Source organism: Stenotrophomonas sp. ATs4 (genome assembly GCF_051861585.1).
In the GTDB taxonomy this organism is placed as follows: Bacteria; Pseudomonadota; Gammaproteobacteria; order Xanthomonadales; family Xanthomonadaceae; genus Stenotrophomonas; species Stenotrophomonas maltophilia_AS.
Genome location: NZ_JBLYPK010000005.1, coordinates 206,959 through 224,101 on the forward strand (window position 1 = coordinate 206,959; position 17,143 = coordinate 224,101).

19 protein-coding genes and 1 tRNA gene are annotated in these 17,143 nt (G+C 65.7%); 15 read left to right on the plus strand and 5 right to left on the minus strand.

All coding sequences use genetic code 11. The annotated features are described in order from the left end of the window. Nucleotides 1-68: 68 nt before the first annotated feature. The 4 genes from ABR323_RS10890 (at nt 69) to yegS (ending at nt 2,885) form a co-directional block, all read left to right on the plus strand. On the plus strand, nt 69-398 hold the full coding sequence (locus ABR323_RS10890) for a J domain-containing protein (RefSeq protein WP_025874605.1): 330 nt from the start codon (nt 69-71) through the stop codon (nt 396-398). Between the two features lie 30 nt (nt 399-428). Then, nucleotides 429-1,103, plus strand: coding sequence for a ribulose-phosphate 3-epimerase (rpe, locus tag ABR323_RS10895; RefSeq protein WP_439449309.1), 675 nt, complete (start codon nt 429-431; stop codon nt 1,101-1,103). Nucleotides 1,104-1,161: 58 nt separating this feature from the next. Next, a complete protein-coding gene (locus ABR323_RS10900; protein ID WP_180850947.1) occupies nt 1,162-1,644 on the plus strand; it encodes a GNAT family N-acetyltransferase in 483 nt (160 codons plus the stop codon). Nucleotides 1,645-1,949: 305 nt separating this feature from the next. Beyond that, nucleotides 1,950-2,885: a lipid kinase YegS gene (gene yegS, locus ABR323_RS10905; RefSeq protein WP_439449310.1), complete on the plus strand. Its 936-nt coding sequence runs from the start codon at nt 1,950-1,952 to the stop codon at nt 2,883-2,885. A 15-nt stretch (nt 2,886-2,900) separates the two neighbouring features. Here yegS and ABR323_RS10910 read toward each other — a convergent pair whose 3' ends face one another. Then, nucleotides 2,901-3,764: an ankyrin repeat domain-containing protein gene (locus ABR323_RS10910; RefSeq protein ID WP_439449311.1), complete on the minus strand. Its 864-nt coding sequence runs from the start codon at nt 3,762-3,764 to the stop codon at nt 2,901-2,903. A gap of 105 nt (nt 3,765-3,869) precedes the next feature. On the opposite strand from ABR323_RS10910, the gene ABR323_RS10915 reads away from it, so the two are divergent. The 7 genes from ABR323_RS10915 to ABR323_RS10945 all read left to right on the plus strand — a co-directional run bounded on the left by ABR323_RS10915 (nt 3,870) and on the right by ABR323_RS10945 (nt 11,933). After that, the gene (locus ABR323_RS10915) at nt 3,870-6,227 is read left to right on the plus strand and encodes an XVIPCD domain-containing protein (protein ID WP_439449312.1); all 2,358 of its coding nucleotides are present in this window, start codon (nt 3,870-3,872) and stop codon (nt 6,225-6,227) included. 157 nt (nt 6,228-6,384) lie between these two features. Then, a complete protein-coding gene (gene trpE, locus ABR323_RS10920) occupies nt 6,385-7,860 on the plus strand; it encodes an anthranilate synthase component I (protein WP_439449313.1) in 1,476 nt (491 codons plus the stop codon). A 67-nt stretch (nt 7,861-7,927) separates the two neighbouring features. Continuing rightward, a complete protein-coding gene (locus ABR323_RS10925) occupies nt 7,928-8,713 on the plus strand; it encodes an SIMPL domain-containing protein (RefSeq protein ID WP_439449314.1) in 786 nt (261 codons plus the stop codon). 2 nt (nt 8,714-8,715) lie between these two features. Next, a complete protein-coding gene (locus ABR323_RS10930; protein WP_053509142.1) occupies nt 8,716-9,303 on the plus strand; it encodes an anthranilate synthase component II in 588 nt (195 codons plus the stop codon). A 16-nt stretch (nt 9,304-9,319) separates the two neighbouring features. After that, nucleotides 9,320-10,351 (plus strand): anthranilate phosphoribosyltransferase, encoded by a 1,032-nt coding sequence (gene trpD / locus ABR323_RS10935; protein WP_313440904.1) that lies wholly within the window; start codon nt 9,320-9,322, stop codon nt 10,349-10,351. Between the two features lie 74 nt (nt 10,352-10,425). After that, nucleotides 10,426-11,220 carry an indole-3-glycerol phosphate synthase TrpC gene (gene trpC / locus ABR323_RS10940; protein ID WP_439449315.1) on the plus strand — a complete coding sequence of 265 codons (795 nt, stop codon included), beginning with the start codon at nt 10,426-10,428 and terminating at the stop codon, nt 11,218-11,220. After that, the gene (locus ABR323_RS10945) at nt 11,217-11,933 is read left to right on the plus strand and encodes a haloacid dehalogenase-like hydrolase (RefSeq protein ID WP_135275362.1); all 717 of its coding nucleotides are present in this window, start codon (nt 11,217-11,219) and stop codon (nt 11,931-11,933) included. The genes trpC and ABR323_RS10945 overlap by 4 nt, the downstream gene beginning before the upstream one ends. A 121-nt stretch (nt 11,934-12,054) precedes the next feature. On the opposite strand, the gene ABR323_RS10950 is transcribed toward ABR323_RS10945, so the two are convergent. Together ABR323_RS10950 and crp are read right to left on the minus strand one after the other, a co-directional pair. Continuing rightward, nucleotides 12,055-12,816, minus strand: a complete 762-nt coding sequence (locus tag ABR323_RS10950) for a sulfite exporter TauE/SafE family protein (protein ID WP_135275361.1) — start codon at nt 12,814-12,816, stop codon at nt 12,055-12,057. A gap of 62 nt (nt 12,817-12,878) precedes the next feature. Further along, entirely contained in the window at nt 12,879-13,568 is a 690-nt protein-coding gene (gene crp / locus ABR323_RS10955) for a cAMP-activated global transcriptional regulator CRP (protein WP_010482649.1), read from the minus strand. A gap of 149 nt (nt 13,569-13,717) precedes the next feature. On the opposite strand from crp, the gene speD reads away from it, so the two are divergent. Further along, nucleotides 13,718-14,512 (plus strand): adenosylmethionine decarboxylase, encoded by a 795-nt coding sequence (gene speD / locus ABR323_RS10960; protein ID WP_006473908.1) that lies wholly within the window; start codon nt 13,718-13,720, stop codon nt 14,510-14,512. A gap of 165 nt (nt 14,513-14,677) precedes the next feature. Next, nucleotides 14,678-14,998 carry a DMT family transporter gene (locus tag ABR323_RS10965; RefSeq protein WP_135275360.1) on the plus strand — a complete coding sequence of 107 codons (321 nt, stop codon included), beginning with the start codon at nt 14,678-14,680 and terminating at the stop codon, nt 14,996-14,998. 95 nt (nt 14,999-15,093) lie between these two features. Here the strand turns inward: ABR323_RS10965 and coq7 are convergent, their stop codons facing one another. Beyond that, nucleotides 15,094-15,738 carry a 2-polyprenyl-3-methyl-6-methoxy-1,4-benzoquinone monooxygenase gene (gene coq7, locus ABR323_RS10970; RefSeq protein ID WP_135275359.1) on the minus strand — a complete coding sequence of 215 codons (645 nt, stop codon included), beginning with the start codon at nt 15,736-15,738 and terminating at the stop codon, nt 15,094-15,096. A 196-nt stretch (nt 15,739-15,934) separates the two neighbouring features. Here coq7 and rplM point away from each other — a divergent pair, with 196 nt between their 5' ends. Continuing rightward, nucleotides 15,935-16,363: a 50S ribosomal protein L13 gene (gene rplM, locus ABR323_RS10975; protein ID WP_006398837.1), complete on the plus strand. Its 429-nt coding sequence runs from the start codon at nt 15,935-15,937 to the stop codon at nt 16,361-16,363. 2 nt (nt 16,364-16,365) lie between these two features. Further along, nucleotides 16,366-16,758 carry a 30S ribosomal protein S9 gene (rpsI, locus tag ABR323_RS10980; protein WP_005411311.1) on the plus strand — a complete coding sequence of 131 codons (393 nt, stop codon included), beginning with the start codon at nt 16,366-16,368 and terminating at the stop codon, nt 16,756-16,758. A gap of 284 nt (nt 16,759-17,042) precedes the next feature. On the opposite strand, the gene ABR323_RS10985 is transcribed toward rpsI, so the two are convergent. Beyond that, nucleotides 17,043-17,116, minus strand: a tRNA-Gln gene (locus ABR323_RS10985). Between the last annotated feature and the right edge of the window lie 27 nt (nt 17,117-17,143).

A 17,143-nucleotide genomic window follows, 5' to 3' on the forward strand; every position in this document is an offset into this window, starting at 1 on the left:
TGTAAAGCCGTCCGGGCCCGCTGTGACGTAAAATGAGCGTCCATTTCGTCGGTCGACCCCGGAGCGCCATGCGCTGGTACGGAAAACTGCTCGGATTCATCGCCGGCGCCCTGCTGTTCCGGCCCAATCCGCTGTTCGGTGCGGTGGTCGGCCTGTTGCTCGGCCATGCCTTCGATTCGGACTGGTTCCGCCTGAACAAGGAGAATCCGTACCGGGAGCTGGGGCTGACCTCCGAGGCCACCGATGCCGAGGTCGAGCGTGCCTACCGCAAGCTGATCTCCCAGTACCACCCCGACAAGCTTGGCGGCGCCGCCCCCGAGCTGCAGCAGCAGGCCGAGCAGAAGTCGCGGCGGATCAATGCTGCCTACGACCGCATCAAGACCCTGCGCAAGCGCTGACCCTCTTTCCCCTCGTTGCAAGGCCCGGCCATGTCCCACTGCCTCATCGCCCCGTCCATCCTGTCCGCCAACTTCGCCCGCCTCGGCGAGGAAGTCGACAACGTCCTCGCCGCCGGTGCGGACTGGGTCCACTTCGATGTGATGGACAACCACTACGTGCCGAACCTGACCATCGGCCCGATGGTCTGCCAGGCGCTGCGCAAGCACGGCGTGACCGCACCGATCGACGTGCATCTGATGGTCGAGCCGGTGGACCGCATCATTCCGGACTTCGCCGAGGCCGGAGCCACCTACATCAGCTTCCACCCGGAGGCCAGCCGCCACGTGCACCGCACCATCCAGCTGATCCGCTCGCTGGGCTGCAAGCCGGGCATCGTGCTGAACCCGGCCACCCCGGTGGACATCCTGGACTGGGTGCTGGATGACCTGGACCTGGTGCTGCTGATGTCGGTCAACCCGGGCTTCGGCGGCCAGGCGTTCATCCCCTCGGCGCTGGACAAGCTGAAAGTGGTGCGCAAGATGATCGATGCCAGCGGCCGTGATATCCGCCTGGAGATCGACGGTGGCGTGAAGGCCGACAACATCGGTGAGATCGCGGCTGCCGGCGCCGACACCTTTGTCGCCGGCTCGGCCATCTTCAATGCCAAGACCAGCTACCAGGACGTGATCGCACAGATGCGCGCCAACGTCGCTGCGGCACGCTGACAAAAAGGGGACGGAGGGGATTAAGCTCGCTTAATTCCCTCCGTCCCCTTTTCCGCCCATGGCACTGTTGAACATCCGTCCGGCCACCGTTGCCGACGCGGGCCTGATCCTGCATTTCATCCGTGAACTGGCCATCTACGAGAAGGCCGAGCATTCGGTGCAGACCGATGAGATCGGCATCGCCGAGAGCCTGTTCGGTGCCGACGCCACCGCCCGCGCGCTGATCTGTGAAGCCGACGGCGAGGCCATCGGATATGCGGTGTATTTCTACAACTACTCCACGTGGCTGGGCCGCAAGGGCATCTACCTGGAAGACCTGTACGTGAGCCAGGAAAAACGCGGCGCGGGCGCCGGCAAGGCGCTGCTGAAGTACATTGCACGCCAGGCCGTGGCCGAAGGCTGCGGTCGCTTCGAATGGTCGGTGCTGGACTGGAATACCCCGGCCATCGAGTTCTACACCGCCGCCGGTGCCAAGCCTCAGGACGAGTGGACCGTGTACCGGCTGCAGGGCCAGGCGCTGCACGATTTCGCCAACGGTTGAGGCGAAGTGCAATCCACGCATGGCGTGGATCTACCAACCGGGTGGGTGCGCACCGCAGCCCGGTGGGTGCGATATTCAACCTGGTGGGTGCGAACCTTGGTTCGCACTCCCTGCGAACTCCGAAAAAAAAGCCACGCCAAACACTGGCGTGGCCTTGCTGCATGCGTGGGAGGCTGATCCTGCCTCCATCCGTCGTCCCTGCTATGGCCTTCCATTCTCCGGTAGCTGAATGACACCTGCGTGACATTCACTGTGGACAAACAGCGCATTGCTAGCCTGTGCCACCCCCTCCTTGGAAGCTCTGCATGACCACCCCGCGCTGGCGCCTGATCCTCAATGGAAAATCCGCTGGCAACGATGAGTTGCGCGATGCCGTCAGCCATTGGCGCGGGCAGGGCGTGCAGCTGGAAGTGCGGGTGACCTGGGAGGACGGCGACGCTGAACGCTATGTGGCCGAGGCGATCGATCATGGCGTGGACGTGATCGTTGCCGCCGGCGGCGACGGCACGCTCAGTGTGGTGGCCGAAACCCTGGCGCATCGTGAGGAATCGGCAGAATCATTGCCCTCGCTGGCGCTGATCCCGATGGGGACTGCCAACGACTTCGCGACTGCGGCCGGCATTCCGACCGAGCCGAAGGAGGCCTTCGCTTTGATCGGGCAGGCGACGCCGCATCCGATCGATCTTCTGCGCGTGGACGCCGATGGCACGCAATGGTGGTGCGCCAACCTGGCCAGCGGTGGCTTCGGCACGCAGGTGACGGTGGAGACCGATGCCGGCCTGAAGAAGATGCTGGGCGGGCTGGCCTACGTGATCACCGGTATCGCCAAGCTCGGTCGCATCGAGCCGATCACCGCACGGTTGTCCGGTCCGGACTTCGCATGGGAAGGCGACTTCATCGCACTCGGCGTCGGCAACGGCCGTCAGGCGGGTGGTGGCCAGCAGTTGTGCCCGCAGGCACTGATCGATGATGGGCGGCTGGATGTGACGGTGCTTCCGGAGCTGGAAGGAGAGGTCGCCGCCACCCTCGGCCAGATGCTGAAGTCCGGCACCCAGGCCGCACTGGAGCAGCTGGCCACGCGCGCGCGACTGCCGTGGCTGCAGATCGCATCGGAGCGCCCGCTGACCCTCAACCTGGACGGTGAACCCGTGCAGGCCCGGCAGTTCCGCATCGAGTGCGTGCCCGGCAGAGTGCGCATGCATCTGCCTGCCGGGTGCGCCTTGCTGTCGACGCCACGTTGAGCTGCAATGGAAGCGCTACAGCGCCGGGATATCCTGTTCCGTCGCCGGGAACCCGAGCGCTTCGCGCTTCTCGCGGATGTACTGCGGCAGCGGCGGCCGGGCAATGCCGTGATCGATCAGCCACTGCTGGCACTTCTTCTGCCAGGGCAGCAGGTCCGGTGTGGTGATTTCCCAGTAGATCGCTTCGACCATGGCCATCCGATCCGGCGCACCGGGTTGGGCCGATGACGGCGATGCAATCGTAGGGTCCGCACCATGTTCGAGCAGCCAGTAGGCCTGCTCGAAGCCCCCGCGGCCGGTGTACCAGCTCAGGACTGTATCGGCCTGGCCGATGTTGGATTCGTTGACGTGCGCGCCGCGCTCCACCAGCAGCTGGATGTTCTGCCACAGGTTGCCGGAAATGAAGGCCTGGTACAGCAGTGTTTCGGTGTTGGAGTTGCGGGTGTCCGGATCGCCGCCATGATCCAGCAGCAGGGCCAGGTAGCGCGGATCATCCATCTTCGCGGCGTAGACCATGGCGTTGTTGTGGCGGAACGTCTCGCCGTCCAGCGTTTCACTACGCCGTGCATTCGGGTCGGCGCCGTTGTCGAGCATCGCGCGCAGGCCTTCCAGGTTCTGCGCGCGTAACGGCCACGCGATAAGCGGAATGCCATCCTGCTTCGAGAATTCCTTGTCGGGGTTCACGCCTTCGGTCTTGATCAGGCGCGTGATCGTCGCCGCATCACCCTGTTCAGCGGCGATGGCCAGCTCAAGTGCCTTGCCTTCGAAATAACGCTCCGCGCCGTGTGAAGACGTGCGCGCGCAGGCGTTCAGCAGCATCAGCAGCATCAGCGCCACGCAGGAGAATGGCGTAAAGGAACTGTGAAGGTGGCGGCGCATGTGATTCCTTGACATGGACCCGTTCGGGGGATGATAGCGTTGGCCGTGGTCATTCCAGCAGGTCCTGGGTGACCGCGTCTTCACTGATGAGCAATGGAGTCTGCCATGAGCGGTCACGATCCCGAGCAGCAGGAACGCCTGCTGCAGGCACGGGCCAAGAGCATCCAGGCGCAGCAGCACCTGGTCGAGCAACTGCAGGGAAATGGACACGCCACCGAAGCGGCGCGGTTGCGCGAGACCTATCACGCCCGCGAGTTGGGCTCGCTTGCCGGTGATGTGTATGCCTCGGCAAAGGGCAAAGGGGAACCGCCGGTCGGGTGGACGCGTGCGAGCGCCGTGACCGACCCGGACACGCTCAAGGCGGCGGGTATCACGCTGGGCGCGGCCGACCTGAAGAAGCTGATGCGACCGAACGACTCGGGTTTCCGCGCAGAGATCTACATTCCGGACAAAAGGGTGTTCGGTGATGACGCCAAGCCGGTGCTGGTGTTCAAGGGATCAACCGGCGAAATCATCGATCCCCGGGCCAAAGGCGGACGGCGCGAGTCGGGCGGTGAGGATTTCCTCAACAACGGGCGGCAGGGCGTCGGCATGCAGAGCGATTACTACGATCGCGCCATGGGTCTGGCGAGCCGACTGAAGACCTCGGGCCTCAGCTTTGAACTCGCGGGCCACTCCCTGGGCGGCGGCATGGCGTCGGCCGCGTCGGCCGTCACTGGTGCGCGTGCCACCACGTTCAACTCGGCAGGCCTGCATCCGGTCACCGCTGATCGCTACGCCAAATTCCACGGGTTGCCGGTGTTCAACACGCGCGACACGGTGCACACCTACCAGACGTCGGGCGAGGTGCTCAACGATGTGCAGAATGGATTGAAGCGACTCAACGAGCATCATCGGCAGGGGTTTGGCCTGCTGGCCAGCGAGACCAGCCAGCTGCTGCGCCAGCCGGGCGTGCAGCAGATGGTCACCCGCAAGCTGCAGGAAATGATGCCGGCCGGTGCACAGACCGCCACCGCCCAGCTGGTTGACCAGCTGGCCTCGAAGTCCGGTGCCGAGGCACTGCGCAATGTTCCGGTGGCCGCCGGCAGGATGGAGCTGCTGCTGGATGCCAAGACCGAGGTGAATGGCAAGGTCGTGGACCGCCGCCATCGCGAGGCACCGAGCCAACTTGCCGAGTACGGTGGGCCGTTGGCGGAGGTGCTGATTGCCGGTGCCCGGGGCATGCGTGTTGGCCGGGTTGCGGGTGAACACATCGAGCAGGCGGGCGCGCTGGCGGGCCGCGGCATGAGCCTGTCCGGCGTTGCCGTTGAACGTGCGTCGACCCTGCAGGGAAATGCCATCGGCACCGTGGTGGATTACGGTGGCAAGAGCATGCGGGTGGGCATCGAAGGCGGTGCGACGGTTGTTGCCAAGGGACGCGAGCTGCAGGGCCTGGTCGAATCGGTCAGCCACCGCGTGCAGGCCAAGGGCAGCTACGGCTGGAACATCGGAGCAAGCGTGCTGGGCGCACTCGGTGCCGATGACATGGCCAAGCAGTGGCGCGAGCACGGTGATGCCGCGCGTGGCCAGCACGAGGCCAAGGCCCGTGAAGCCACCCGTGAAGCGACGGCAGACGCGGGTCGGATCCGCGCCGGTGGGCATCATCTGGGCGGCCAGGTGCAGGACGGCGTGCACGGCGTAGCCAATGGCCTGCGCAACGGCTATGCCGTGTATGGCGCAACCTTCCACATGGGCATGAACTGGAGCAGCCATCAGATCACCGGCCTGTCGTCGCAGGCGCCGGCCGTGCTGGCCGGCACCGTCGGGTTGGGCGCGATGGCCAACAAGGGCATCGCCACGCACCTGCCGACGCCGGCGTTGCCTCAGAACCTGATCAACCTGGCCAAGACGTCGTGGGTGGTCGGGCGTGGCGGGGCGACGCTGGGTGAATCCGTGGAGCGCCATGGCATGAGCGAGACCATGAATCCCAGCCTGGATGCGGCAATCGCCAGGCAGGAGACAGTCGCACGCAAGCTGCTCGGCCAGCCGCATGCGCAGCTGCAGGACGGGGGCGCGAAAGTGCCCGCGCTGAACGATCCGGCCCACACCGATTTCCACCTGTTCAAGGGGGCGCAATCGGGGGTGTACGGCCTCGACACGCGCCATGGACGCATGCCCGATCTGCAGAGCGACCAGCTGGCCGGCGCGCTGGCTGCGCAGGCCAAGCGTGACGGGCTGCAGGCCATTTCCCATGTGCTGCTCAGTGATGACCGCACGCGGGCATTCGCGGTCGACACCCCGGATCTGGACGCAGCTCACCGTCGGCATGCGCATGTGGACGTGGCGACCGGAATGGCCCAGCCGCTGGCCGTCAGCACGGCCCAGGTCGACGCCCTCAATGCCGGTCGCGTCGCGGCCCAGGACGCCGGTCTGGCCCAGCAGCAGGTGCAGGAGTCGCAGGAACAGGCGCGACGCATGGGCTAGGGTCGCGGGGTTCCCCTCCCGACCAAGCTGCGATACAGTCAAGGGGTGTCCAGCCTGACGACCCCGCATACCCTTTCTTCCGCACGCCGTTGGTGGCGATGGTGGCCTGTTGCCGTCGTCCGTCCCCATAACGCTGTGTCCCGGAAGGAAAGTCGTCTTGAACTCGCACGCTCAGTTTCAGCTGCAGGCCGCTGAAGGCCACACCCATATTCCCGTCGTCCGTGAAGTGCTGTCCGACCTGGACACGCCGCTTTCGGTCTATCTGAAGCTCGCCGACGGCCCCAATACCTACCTGTTTGAATCCGTCGAAGGCGGCGAGCGCTTTGGTCGTTACTCGATCATCGGCCTGCCGGCGCGCCGCGTGTATGCCTTCCACGGCCACACCCTGACCGTGCGCGAGGATGGCCAGGTGGTGGACACCCGCGAGGTGGCCGACCCGTTCGCCGAAGTCGAGGCACTGCGCAGCGCCCATTCGGTACCGAAGCTGGAAGGCCTGCCGGGCTTCACCGGTGGCCTGGTCGGCTGGTTCGGCTTCGAGTGCATCGGCTACATCGAACCGCGCCTGGCCCCGCCGGCCGGCCGCGATGAGCTGGGCACGCCGGACATCCTGCTGCTGGACTCCAACGAACTGGCCGTGTTCGACAACCTCAAGGGCCGCCTGTACCTGATCGTGCATGCCGACCCGCGTGTCGAGGGGGCTTTCGATCAGGCCCAGGCCCGCCTGGATGCACTGACCGCCAAGCTGCGTGCGCCGGGTGCGGGCTATCCCGCGCCGCTGACCAGCGACGTGCTGGACGAGTCCGATTTCATCTCTGGCTTCACCCGCGAAGGCTTCGTCGATGCGGTCCAGCGCAGCAAGGAATACATCCGCGCCGGCGACATCTTCCAGGTGGTGCTCAGCCAGCGCCTGAGCGTGCCGTTCAAGGCGCGCCCGGTGGATGTGTACCGCGCTCTGCGTGCATTGAATCCGTCGCCGTACATGTATTTCCTCGATGTCGGCGATCTGCAGGTGGTCGGTTCGTCGCCGGAAATCCTGGTGCGCCTGCAGGATGGCGAAGTGACCGTGCGCCCGATCGCCGGTACACGCCCGCGCGGTGCCACGCCCGAGCTGGACCAGGCGCTGGAGGCCGAGCTGCTGGCCGACCCGAAGGAGCGCGCCGAGCACCTGATGTTGATCGATCTGGGCCGCAACGATGCCGGCCGCGTGTCCAAGGCCGGCACCGTGGAAGTGGGCGAGCAGTTCGTGATCGAGCGCTACAGCCACGTCATGCACATCGTCAGCGAAGTGACCGGGCAGCTGCAGCCGGGCCTCAGCTATGCCGACGTGCTGCGCGCTACGTTCCCGGCCGGCACGGTCAGCGGCGCGCCGAAAATCCGCGCGCTGGAAGTGATCCGCGAGCTGGAACCGATCAAGCGCAATGTCTACGCCGGCAGCATCGGCTACATCGGCTGGCAAGGCGACGCCGATACCGCGATCGCGATCCGCACCGCCGTCATCAAGGACGGCCGTCTGTATGTGCAGGCCGGCGCCGGCATCGTCTACGACTCGGACCCGGACAAGGAATGGGACGAGACGATGAACAAGGGCCGCGCGCTGTTCCGCGCCGTCGCCCAGGCTGCCAAAGGCCTGTGAGATTCACCGTGCCGTGGCCTGCGCCGCGGCACCTGCCGCTGTTCCCATTCAAGACAAGGAGTACTGCATGAAGCTGCTGAGCATTCTGCTGTGGTCGTCGCTGCTGGCCACGATGGCCCCGTCTGCGTGGGCGCAGGCCAATACCATTCCCTCGCAGCCGCACCTGCTGGTGAAGGGCGAGGCGCGCCGTGTGGTGATGCCGGACCGGTTCGGCCTGCAGTTGAACATCGAAGAGACCGACATGGATGCAGATGCGGCGCGGCGCCGCGTGCAGGACAACGTTGCCCGCGTGCTGGCGCTGTTCAAGCAGCACAAGGCAGTGGAAGGCAGCGTGCGTGCGGACAACCTCCAGATCGGTCCAGCTACCCGCTACGAGCAGAGCCGGCAGGTCTTCGTCGGTACCCGCGTGTCGCGTCAGCTGCGTGCGAGCTTCGCCAGTGTGAAGGCGATGCAGGATGTGCTGGGTGCGCTGAAGGCCAACGAGAACGTGCAGGTCAGCAGCATTGCCCCGACCTATTCGGGCGAAGTGGCGCTGCGACGCGAGCTGAAGGGCGAGGCGGCGGCCAGGACCCGCGAGTCTGCGCAGGGCCTGGCCAAGGCCTATGGAACCCAGGTGCGCGGCCTGTACAGCATCTCCGATGTGGCACCGGACTTCGCCTACGGCATCCAGGCCGGGCAGTGGCCGCAGTCGGGCGAGGACGGTGGGAGCCTCGACAGGATCTCGGTCACCGGCGGCTACCCAGCAAAGGCGGCGCCTGCGCCTGCGCCTGCTGCACCCGAATCCATCGAAGCCGGCCCCATCACCTACACCGAAAACGTGTACGCCATTTTCCTGATAAGCGACGGAACCTGACCATGTTGTGGATGATCGACAACTACGACAGCTTCACCTACAACCTCGTGCAGTACCTGCAGACGCTGGGTGCCGAGGTGAAGGTGGTGCGCAACGATGCGATGAGCGTGGACGAGATCGCCGCGCAGAAACCCGAGCGCATCGTCATCTCGCCCGGCCCGTGCACGCCCAACGAAGCGGGCGTGTCGCTGGAGCTGATCGAGCGCCTGGGCCCGACCACGCCGATCCTCGGCGTGTGCCTGGGCCACCAGGGCATCGGCCAGGTCTACGGCGGCACGGTCATCCGTGCCGGCAACATCATGCACGGCAAGACCTCGCCCATCCGCCATGAAGGCAAGGGCGTGTTCGCCGGCCTGCCGGATCGTTACCAGGCCACCCGCTACCACTCGCTGGTGGTGGACAAGAACCGTCTGCCGGACTGCCTGGAAGTGACCGCCTGGACCGAGAACGACGACGGCTCGATCGAAGAGATCATGGGCCTGCGCCACCGCCAGTTCCCGGTGGAGGGCGTGCAGTTCCATCCCGAATCCATCCTCACCGAACACGGCCACGCCCTGCTGCGCAATTTCCTGCAGCGCCCGGCGGCCTGATCCAAGGAGCATTCCCATGAGCTTCTCCCCCCAGGAAGCCCTGCAACGCACCATCGAGCACCGCGAAATCTTCTTCGACGAAATGGTCGACCTGATGCGGCAGATCATGCGTGGCGACGTGTCGCCGATGATGACCGCCGCCATCCTCACCGGCCTGCGGGTGAAGAAGGAAACCATCGACGAGATCGCGGCCGCGGCCACGGTCATGCGCGAGTTCGCGCTGGCAGTGCCGGTGGCCGACAGCACCCACCTGGTCGACATCGTCGGCACCGGTGGCGATGGCTCGCACACCTTCAACATCTCCACCTGCGCGATGTTCGTCGCCGCTGCCGCCGGTGCGCGCGTGGCCAAGCACGGCAACCGCAGCGTATCGTCCAAGTCCGGCAGCGCCGACGCGGTCGAGGCGCTGGGTGCGGCCATCGAGCTGCAGCCGGCGCAGGTGGCCGCAGCCATCGAACAGACCGGCATCGGCTTCATGTTCGCCCCGATCCATCATCCGTCGATGAAGGTGGTCGCGCCGGTACGCCGCGAGATGGGCGTGCGCACCATCTTCAACATCCTTGGCCCGCTGACCAACCCGGCCAGCGCACCGTCGGTACTGATGGGCGTGTTCCACCCCGATTTAGTGGGTATCCAGGCACGCGTGCTGCGCGAGCTGGGCACCGAGCGCGCCATGGTGGTCTGGGGCCGCGACAACATGGACGAAATCTCGCTGGGCGCCGGCACCCTGGTGGGTGAGCTGCGCGACGGCAAGGTGCGCGAGTACGAGATCCACCCGGAGGACTTCGGCATCGCCATGTCGGCCAGCCGCAACCTGCGCGTTGACAGCCCGGAGCAGTCCATCCAGATGCTGCGCGCGGTGCTGGACAACACCCCCGGTCCGGCGTTGGACATCGTCGCGCTGAATGCCGGCGCCGCGCTGTACGTGGCCGGCGTAGCCAGTGACATCGGCGACGGCCTGGCCCGTGCCCGTGCCGCCATCGCCAACGGCAGCGCCCGCCAGCGCCTGCAGCAGTACGTTGACACCACCCGTGCGCTGGTAGCCTGAGCGCGCGGTTCAGCCTGACCCATCCGATGGCCGATAATGGTCGTCCTCACCGCCCCCGCACCGACCCGACGACGATGAGCGATATCCTGCAGACGATCCTGGCCCGCAAGGCCGAAGAAGTAGCCCAGCGCCGCGCCCAGCGCCCGCTTGAGGAGCTGCAGGCGGCGCTGGCCGATGCGCCACCGGTGCGCGGCTTCGTGCGCGCGCTGCAGGCTGCCGTGGCCAATGGTGACCCGGCGGTGATCGCCGAGGTGAAGAAGGCCAGCCCGTCCAAGGGTGTGATCCGTCCGGACTTCCGTCCGGCCGATATCGCGGTCAGCTACGAATTCGGTGGCGCCAGCTGCCTGTCGGTGCTGACCGACGTGGACTTCTTCCAGGGCGCCGACGCCTACCTGCAGCAGGCGCGCGAGGCGTGCACGCTGCCGGTGCTGCGCAAGGACTTTGTGATCGATGCCTACCAGGTGGTCGAGGCACGCGTGCTCGGCGCCGACTGCATCCTGCTGATCGTCGCCGCGCTGGACGACACCCAGCTGGCCACGCTGTCCGAACTGGCGCTGTCGCTGGGCATGGACGTGCTGGTGGAAGTGCACGACATCGACGAGCTGGAGCGTGCGCTGCAGGTGCCGGCGCCGATGATCGGCATCAACAACCGCAACCTGCGCACCTTCGAGGTGTCGCTGCAGACCACGCTGGACATGCAGAAGGCGGTGCCGCGTGACCGCCTGCTGGTGACCGAGAGCGGCATTCTCGGCCCGCAGGACGTGGCGCTGATGCGCGATGCCGGCATCCATGCATTCCTGGTAGGTGAGGCCTTCATGCGTGTGGAAGAGCCGGGCGAGGGTCTGCGTCAGCTATTCTTCGGGGCATGAAAACGCACTATCCGACGCCGCGCGACGATGCGCCGCTGGTGGTCTTCGACTTCGACCACACCCTCTACGACGGCGATTCGGGCACCCACCTGTTCGCCTCGCTGATCAAGCGCAACCCGTTGCGGATGCTGGCGGCGCTGCTGGTCACGCCGATCGCCGGACCGCTGGTGGCGATGCTGCCGACCCGTCGTACCGGCATTTCGGTCTATGTGTGGATCGGCAGTTTCGGCCTGCACCGCGCGCGCGATTTCAACAAGGTCATCGACGCCTATGTGCTGCGCAACGAGGCGCAGATGCGCGCCAAGCTGCTGCCGCAGGCGCTGGAGGTCTTTGCTGCGCATCGCGCCAAGGGCGACCGCGTGGTGGTCGCCACCGGCGCGCCGCCGGAGCTGGCACGGGCGATCCTGGCCTTCGTCGCCCACCAGGACGTGCCGGTGATCGGCACCGAGGTCGGCCCACGGCTGGGTGGCGTGGGCCCGACCCGGCACTGCCACAACGAAGAGAAGATGCGCATGCTGCGCGAGCGCGGCTACGGCGATATCGACATTGCATATTCCGACAGCACCGCCGACCTGCCGCTGCTGCTTGCAGCGAAAGCGCCGGTAGTGGTCAACCCGAAGCCTGCCAAGGTGGACTTCTTCCGCCGCGTGCTGCCCGCCGGCACCCGCATCCTCAACTGGGGCTGCGTGGACCGCGGCGGCGACAAGGCGTAATCCTCGGGGTCAGATCCCCGCAGGGGCTCTGACCTCGCTGCACGATCACGGATCCGCCGGGCATGGCCCGGCGCTACCGGAGCAGGCGCGGGTAGTGCCGGCCGCTGGCCGGCGAGCGCGCTCAGCGGTACAGGTGCCCGTACACCGCGTGGCCGATCTGGAACAGGCTGATGGTCAGCACCAGCACGCCGACGGCCACCAGCACCCAGCGTTCCTTCACCCGCTTGACCAGGATCGCCGCCACCGGCGCGGCCATCATGCCGCCGATCAGCAGGCCGGCGACGATCTGCAGGTGCTGCACGCCCATCGACAGCAGGAACGTGGCCGAGATGGTCAGGGTGACGATGAACTCGGCCGCGTTGACCGTACCGATGGTGGTGCGTGCCTGGCCGCCGCGGGCGAGCAGGGTGGAGGTGGCCACCGGGCCCCAGCCGCCGCCGCCGCTGGCGTCGAGCAGGCCGGCAAAGAAGCCCAGCACGGGCACCCGGCGGATCTCGCCCTTGGGCATCCAGCGCCCGGCGGCGCGGGCCAGGATGATGATCGCCAGCGCCAGCAGGTACAGGTAGATGAGGGGGCGGATGATGTCGCCCGGGATCTGGGTGAGCACGTAGGCGCCCACGGCGCCGCCCACCGCGCCGGGCAGGGCCAGACGCAGGAACAGGCGTTTATCGACATTTCCGGCAGCAAGGTGCGACACGCCCGAGGCGCCGGTGGTGAACACTTCAGCGGTGTGGATGCTGGCGCTGACCTGCGCCGGAGGCAGGCCCATGCTCAGCATCACCGAGGAAGACACCAGGCCAAAGGCCATGCCCAGCGCGCCGTCTACCAGCTGTGCGCCGAGGCCGATGAGGATGAACCACCAGAATTCGCTGCTCAGTTCCATGCACCGAGCCTAGCGCGCGAAGGAGTGCGGACCAAGGTCCGCACCCACCGGGTGCTCAACGGTCAACGGGTGCCGTACAGCACCACGGTCTTGCCACGTGCATGCAGCAGGCCGTCGGTCTGCAGCTTCTTCAGCACGCGGCCAGCCATTTCGCGCGAGCAACCCACCAGGCGTGCCAGTTCCTGACGCGAAACGCGCAGCTGGCTGCCCTGCGGGTGGCTCATCGCCTCCGGCTCCTGCGCCAGGTCGTGCAGAGTGCGCACGATCCGGTCGGTAACGTCCAGGAATGCCAGGCGGCTGGCCTTGCGGCTGGTGTCGAGCAGGCGCTTGGAGATCTGCTGGCCCAGCGCGTACAGCAGGCGCGGGGCGTCGGCCGACAGCGGGCCGAGGAACAGCTGGTGCAGGCGCTCGTAGCTGATTTCGGCCAGTTCGCAGGCGGTACGGGTCCGCAGGATCACCTCGCGGCGGTCCGATTCGACGAACAGACCCATCTCACCCACGAACTCGCCGGCACCGAAGTAGCCCAGCACCAGCTCGCGATCGTCATCTTCCTCGGCCATGATCGAAACCGAGCCGCTGATGACGTAATACAGGGTTCCCGCCGGGTCACCGGGTCGGAAGACGTCGGTACGGGTGGGGTATCGCCGCCTGTGGCTGTGCGCCAGGAAACGATCGATTGTGGCGATATCCAGGGCCAGTGGACTGCTAGCTAGGCGCACGGTTGACACGATAGGAGCGCTCCCTCTGCGCATGAACGGATTCACGGGGTCGATAGCGGAGCTTAACCAGCGCAATTGTTAAGGGCAAACAGTGTGCCAGATGTGAGCGGTCTTCACGTTCCCCCCGGAGACAGTTTGCCCCATAATTCACCCTTTCCCTTCTTACACAGGAATCGACCGCCGTGGTCAAGCCGTTGCCTCGCCTGAGGCTGCAGGGTTTCAACAACCTCACCAAGGCGCTGAGCTTCAACATCTATGACGTGTGTTACGCGCGCACCGAAGAGGAGCGTCAGCGTTACATTGAATACATCGATGAAGAGTACAACGCCGACAGGCTGACTCAAATCTTGACCGATGTCGCTGAGATCATCGGCGCCAACATCCTCAACGTGGCCCGCCAGGATTACGATCCGCAGGGTGCCTCGGTGACGATCCTGATCTCCGAAGAACCGGTGATCGACAAGAAGCAGGCCGGCAAGGAGCTGATCTCTGATGCCGTGGTCGCGCACATGGACAAGTCGCACATCACCGTGCACACCTATCCGGAAACGCACCCGCAGGAAGGTATCGCGACCTTCCGCGCCGACATCGATGTGGCTACCTGTGGCGTCATTTCGCCGCTGAAGGCGCTGAACTACCTGATCGAGAGTCTGGAATCGGACATCGTGATCATGGACTACCGCGTGCGTGGCTTCACCCGCGATGTGAAGGGCAAGAAGCACTACATCGACCACAAGATCAACTCGATCCAGAACTTCCTGGCCAAGAACATCAAGTCGCGTTACGAGATGTTCGACGTCAACGTCTACCAGGAAAACATCTTCCACACGAAGATGCACCTGAAGGACTTCGACCTGGACCAGTACCTGTTCGAGGAAAAGGCCAAGAACCTGTCGTTCAAGGAACGCATGAAGATCGAAGCGCTGCTCAAGCGTGAGATCGAAGAGCTGTTCCACGGTCGTAATCTGTCCGAGTGACCCGTGCGCGATGCCGGCAGGCATCGCCACCCAGGCGGGACGACCCGCTCCGTGGAACATGCGTGCTGCGCAATCTTCAGTTCCACGGCGATGTGCCGACCCACGGCCCGGTGTGAAAACACCGGGCCGTTTTGTTTTTCCCAAAAAGGTAAGGAGCCCCCACCCATGCCCTGGATCTACCTGCTGCTGGCCGGCCTGTTCGAGATCGGTTTCGCCCTCGGAATGAAGTACTCCGAAGGCTTCAGCAAACCCCTGCCCACCGCTGCCACGGTGGTAGCCGCGCTGATCAGCCTGTACCTGATGAGCCAGGCGATGAAGAGCATCCCGGTCGGCACGGCCTATGCGATCTGGACCGGTATCGGCGCCATGGGCGTGGCGGTGCTGGGCATCTACCTGTTCAACGACAGTGCGTCGCCGGCCCGCCTGGCCTGCGTGGGCCTGATCGTGGCCGGCGTGATCGGCCTGAAGCTGGTCTCGCCCAATTAAGCCCGGGTAGTGCCGGCCGCTGGCCGGCAACCTCAAGACCAGCGGCGACCCGTGCGTGGTTGCCGGCCAGCGGCCGGCACTACCGACAGGCGGCGTTACAGCCGGTAGGCGATGGTCTTCATCACCTTGGAGGCCAGCGCCATCGCGCCCGGGATCGGGAACGGCAGGCGGCGTGCGCCGGCCTGCTCGGCGTGCGCCGCGTGGCGGGCCTCGTCTTCCTTCATCACCGCGATGACTGCGCGGCTGCGCAGGTCGCCGGCCGGCAGTTCGACCAGGTGTTCGTCCAGATGGGCCTCCACCTGGCGCTCGGTTTCGACCACGAAGCCCAGGTTCCAGCCGTCACCGCGCAGCCCGGCCAGGGTGCCGATGGTGTAGCTGCCGGCATACCACAGCGGGTTGAACAGGCTCGGACGGCTGTCCAGCTCGCCCAGCCGGGTGGCACACCACGCCAGGTGGTCGGTTTCTTCCTGTGCCGCTTCCAGCAGGTGCTCGCGCGTGGCCGGGTCGCGGGCCACGGCGGCCTGGCCGAAGTACAGGCCCTGCGCGCAGACTTCGCCCACGTGGTTGATCCGCATCAGGCCAGCCGCATGGCGGCGCTGGGCGCTGTCCATGCCGGGCTCATCGGTATCCGCGGCCGGGTAGGGGCGGGCTGCCGGCGGGTTGCCGAAGACCGTGTCCAGGGCGCGCTGCGCCTCGGTCAGCAGGTGGTCCAGCGGGGTGGTCTGGCGGAGCGCGGTCATGGCGGTACACGGTGGGGCGGAAGACCCGGCGATTCTCGCCCGGCCCCGGCGCCCTGCCAACCCGGGAGGAGGGTGCTTGCGCCGGCGGTCTGATCTGCGTACAATCCCGCCTCTTGCGCTTCACCTTTTCACAACGCGTGGCAGAGTTCCGGCGAGTCTTTCGCCGCAATGAGCCCGACCTAACCTAGAGTTCTTCATGAGCACTTTCACTGCCAAGAACGAGACCGTCCAGCGCGACTGGTACCTCGTCGACGCCGAGGGCAAGACCCTGGGCCGTCTCTGCACCGAGCTGGCCCGCCGTCTGCGTGGCAAGCACAAGCCGGTCTACACCCCCCACGTTGATACCGGCGACTACCTGGTCGTCATCAATGCAGAAAAGATTGTCGTCACCGGCAAGAAGCTGCAGGACAAGATGTATCACCGTTTCACCGGTTACATCGGCAACCTGAAGACCGAGTCCCTGGCTCAGGCGCTGGAGCGTCACCCGGAGCGCGTGATCGAGACTGCCGTCAAGGGCATGCTGCCGAAGGGCCCGCTGGGTCGCCAGATGTACCGCAAGCTCAAGGTCTACGCCGGCACTGAGCATCCGCACGCCGCACAGCAGCCGCAGGTTCTGGATATCTAATCATGGCTATCACTCAAAACTACGGCACTGGCCGCCGCAAGTCCTCCACCGCTCGCGTGTTCCTGCGCAAGGGTTCGGGCAACATCACCGTCAATGGCCGTCCGCTGGACGAGTTCTTCGGTCGTGAGACTGCGCGCATGATCGTGCGCCAGCCGCTCGAGCTGACCAAGAACACCGAAAGCTTCGACATCCTGGTCACCGCCGCTGGCGGCGGCACCACCGGCCAGGCCGGTGCGATCCGTCTGGGCATCGCCCGTGCGCTGGTCGAGTATGACGAGACCCTGAAGTCCGAGCTGCGCAAGGCTGGCTTCATGACTCGTGACGCCCGTGAAGTCGAGCGTAAGAAGGTCGGTCTGCACAAGGCCCGCCGCGCCACCCAGTTCTCCAAGCGCTGATTTTCCGCGCCTGGTTGGGCTCCTTCGGGGGCCCGCTGGATGGAAAAGCAAAAGCCCGGCTTCGGCCGGGCTTTTGTCGTTTCGGGGTCGTGCATTTCCTGGTTGCCGGCCAGCGGCCGGCACTACCCGTCTTTTGCATGTCCGACCCCGGAGTTCTCTCTGGAGAGGGGCCCCCTTGATGTTCAAGGGGGTGCGCCGACAGGCGCGGGGGATAAGGTGGAATGCGTGACCAAATTAAAAAAGAAAAGGCCCGATCTTTCGATCGGGCCTTTTCTTTTTTAATTTGGCTGCCCCTGATGGATTCGAACCACCGATGCCTGAGTCAGAGTCAGGTGCCTTACCGCTTGGCTAAGGGGCAATGTAACGTGGAACGATTTTCTCACTT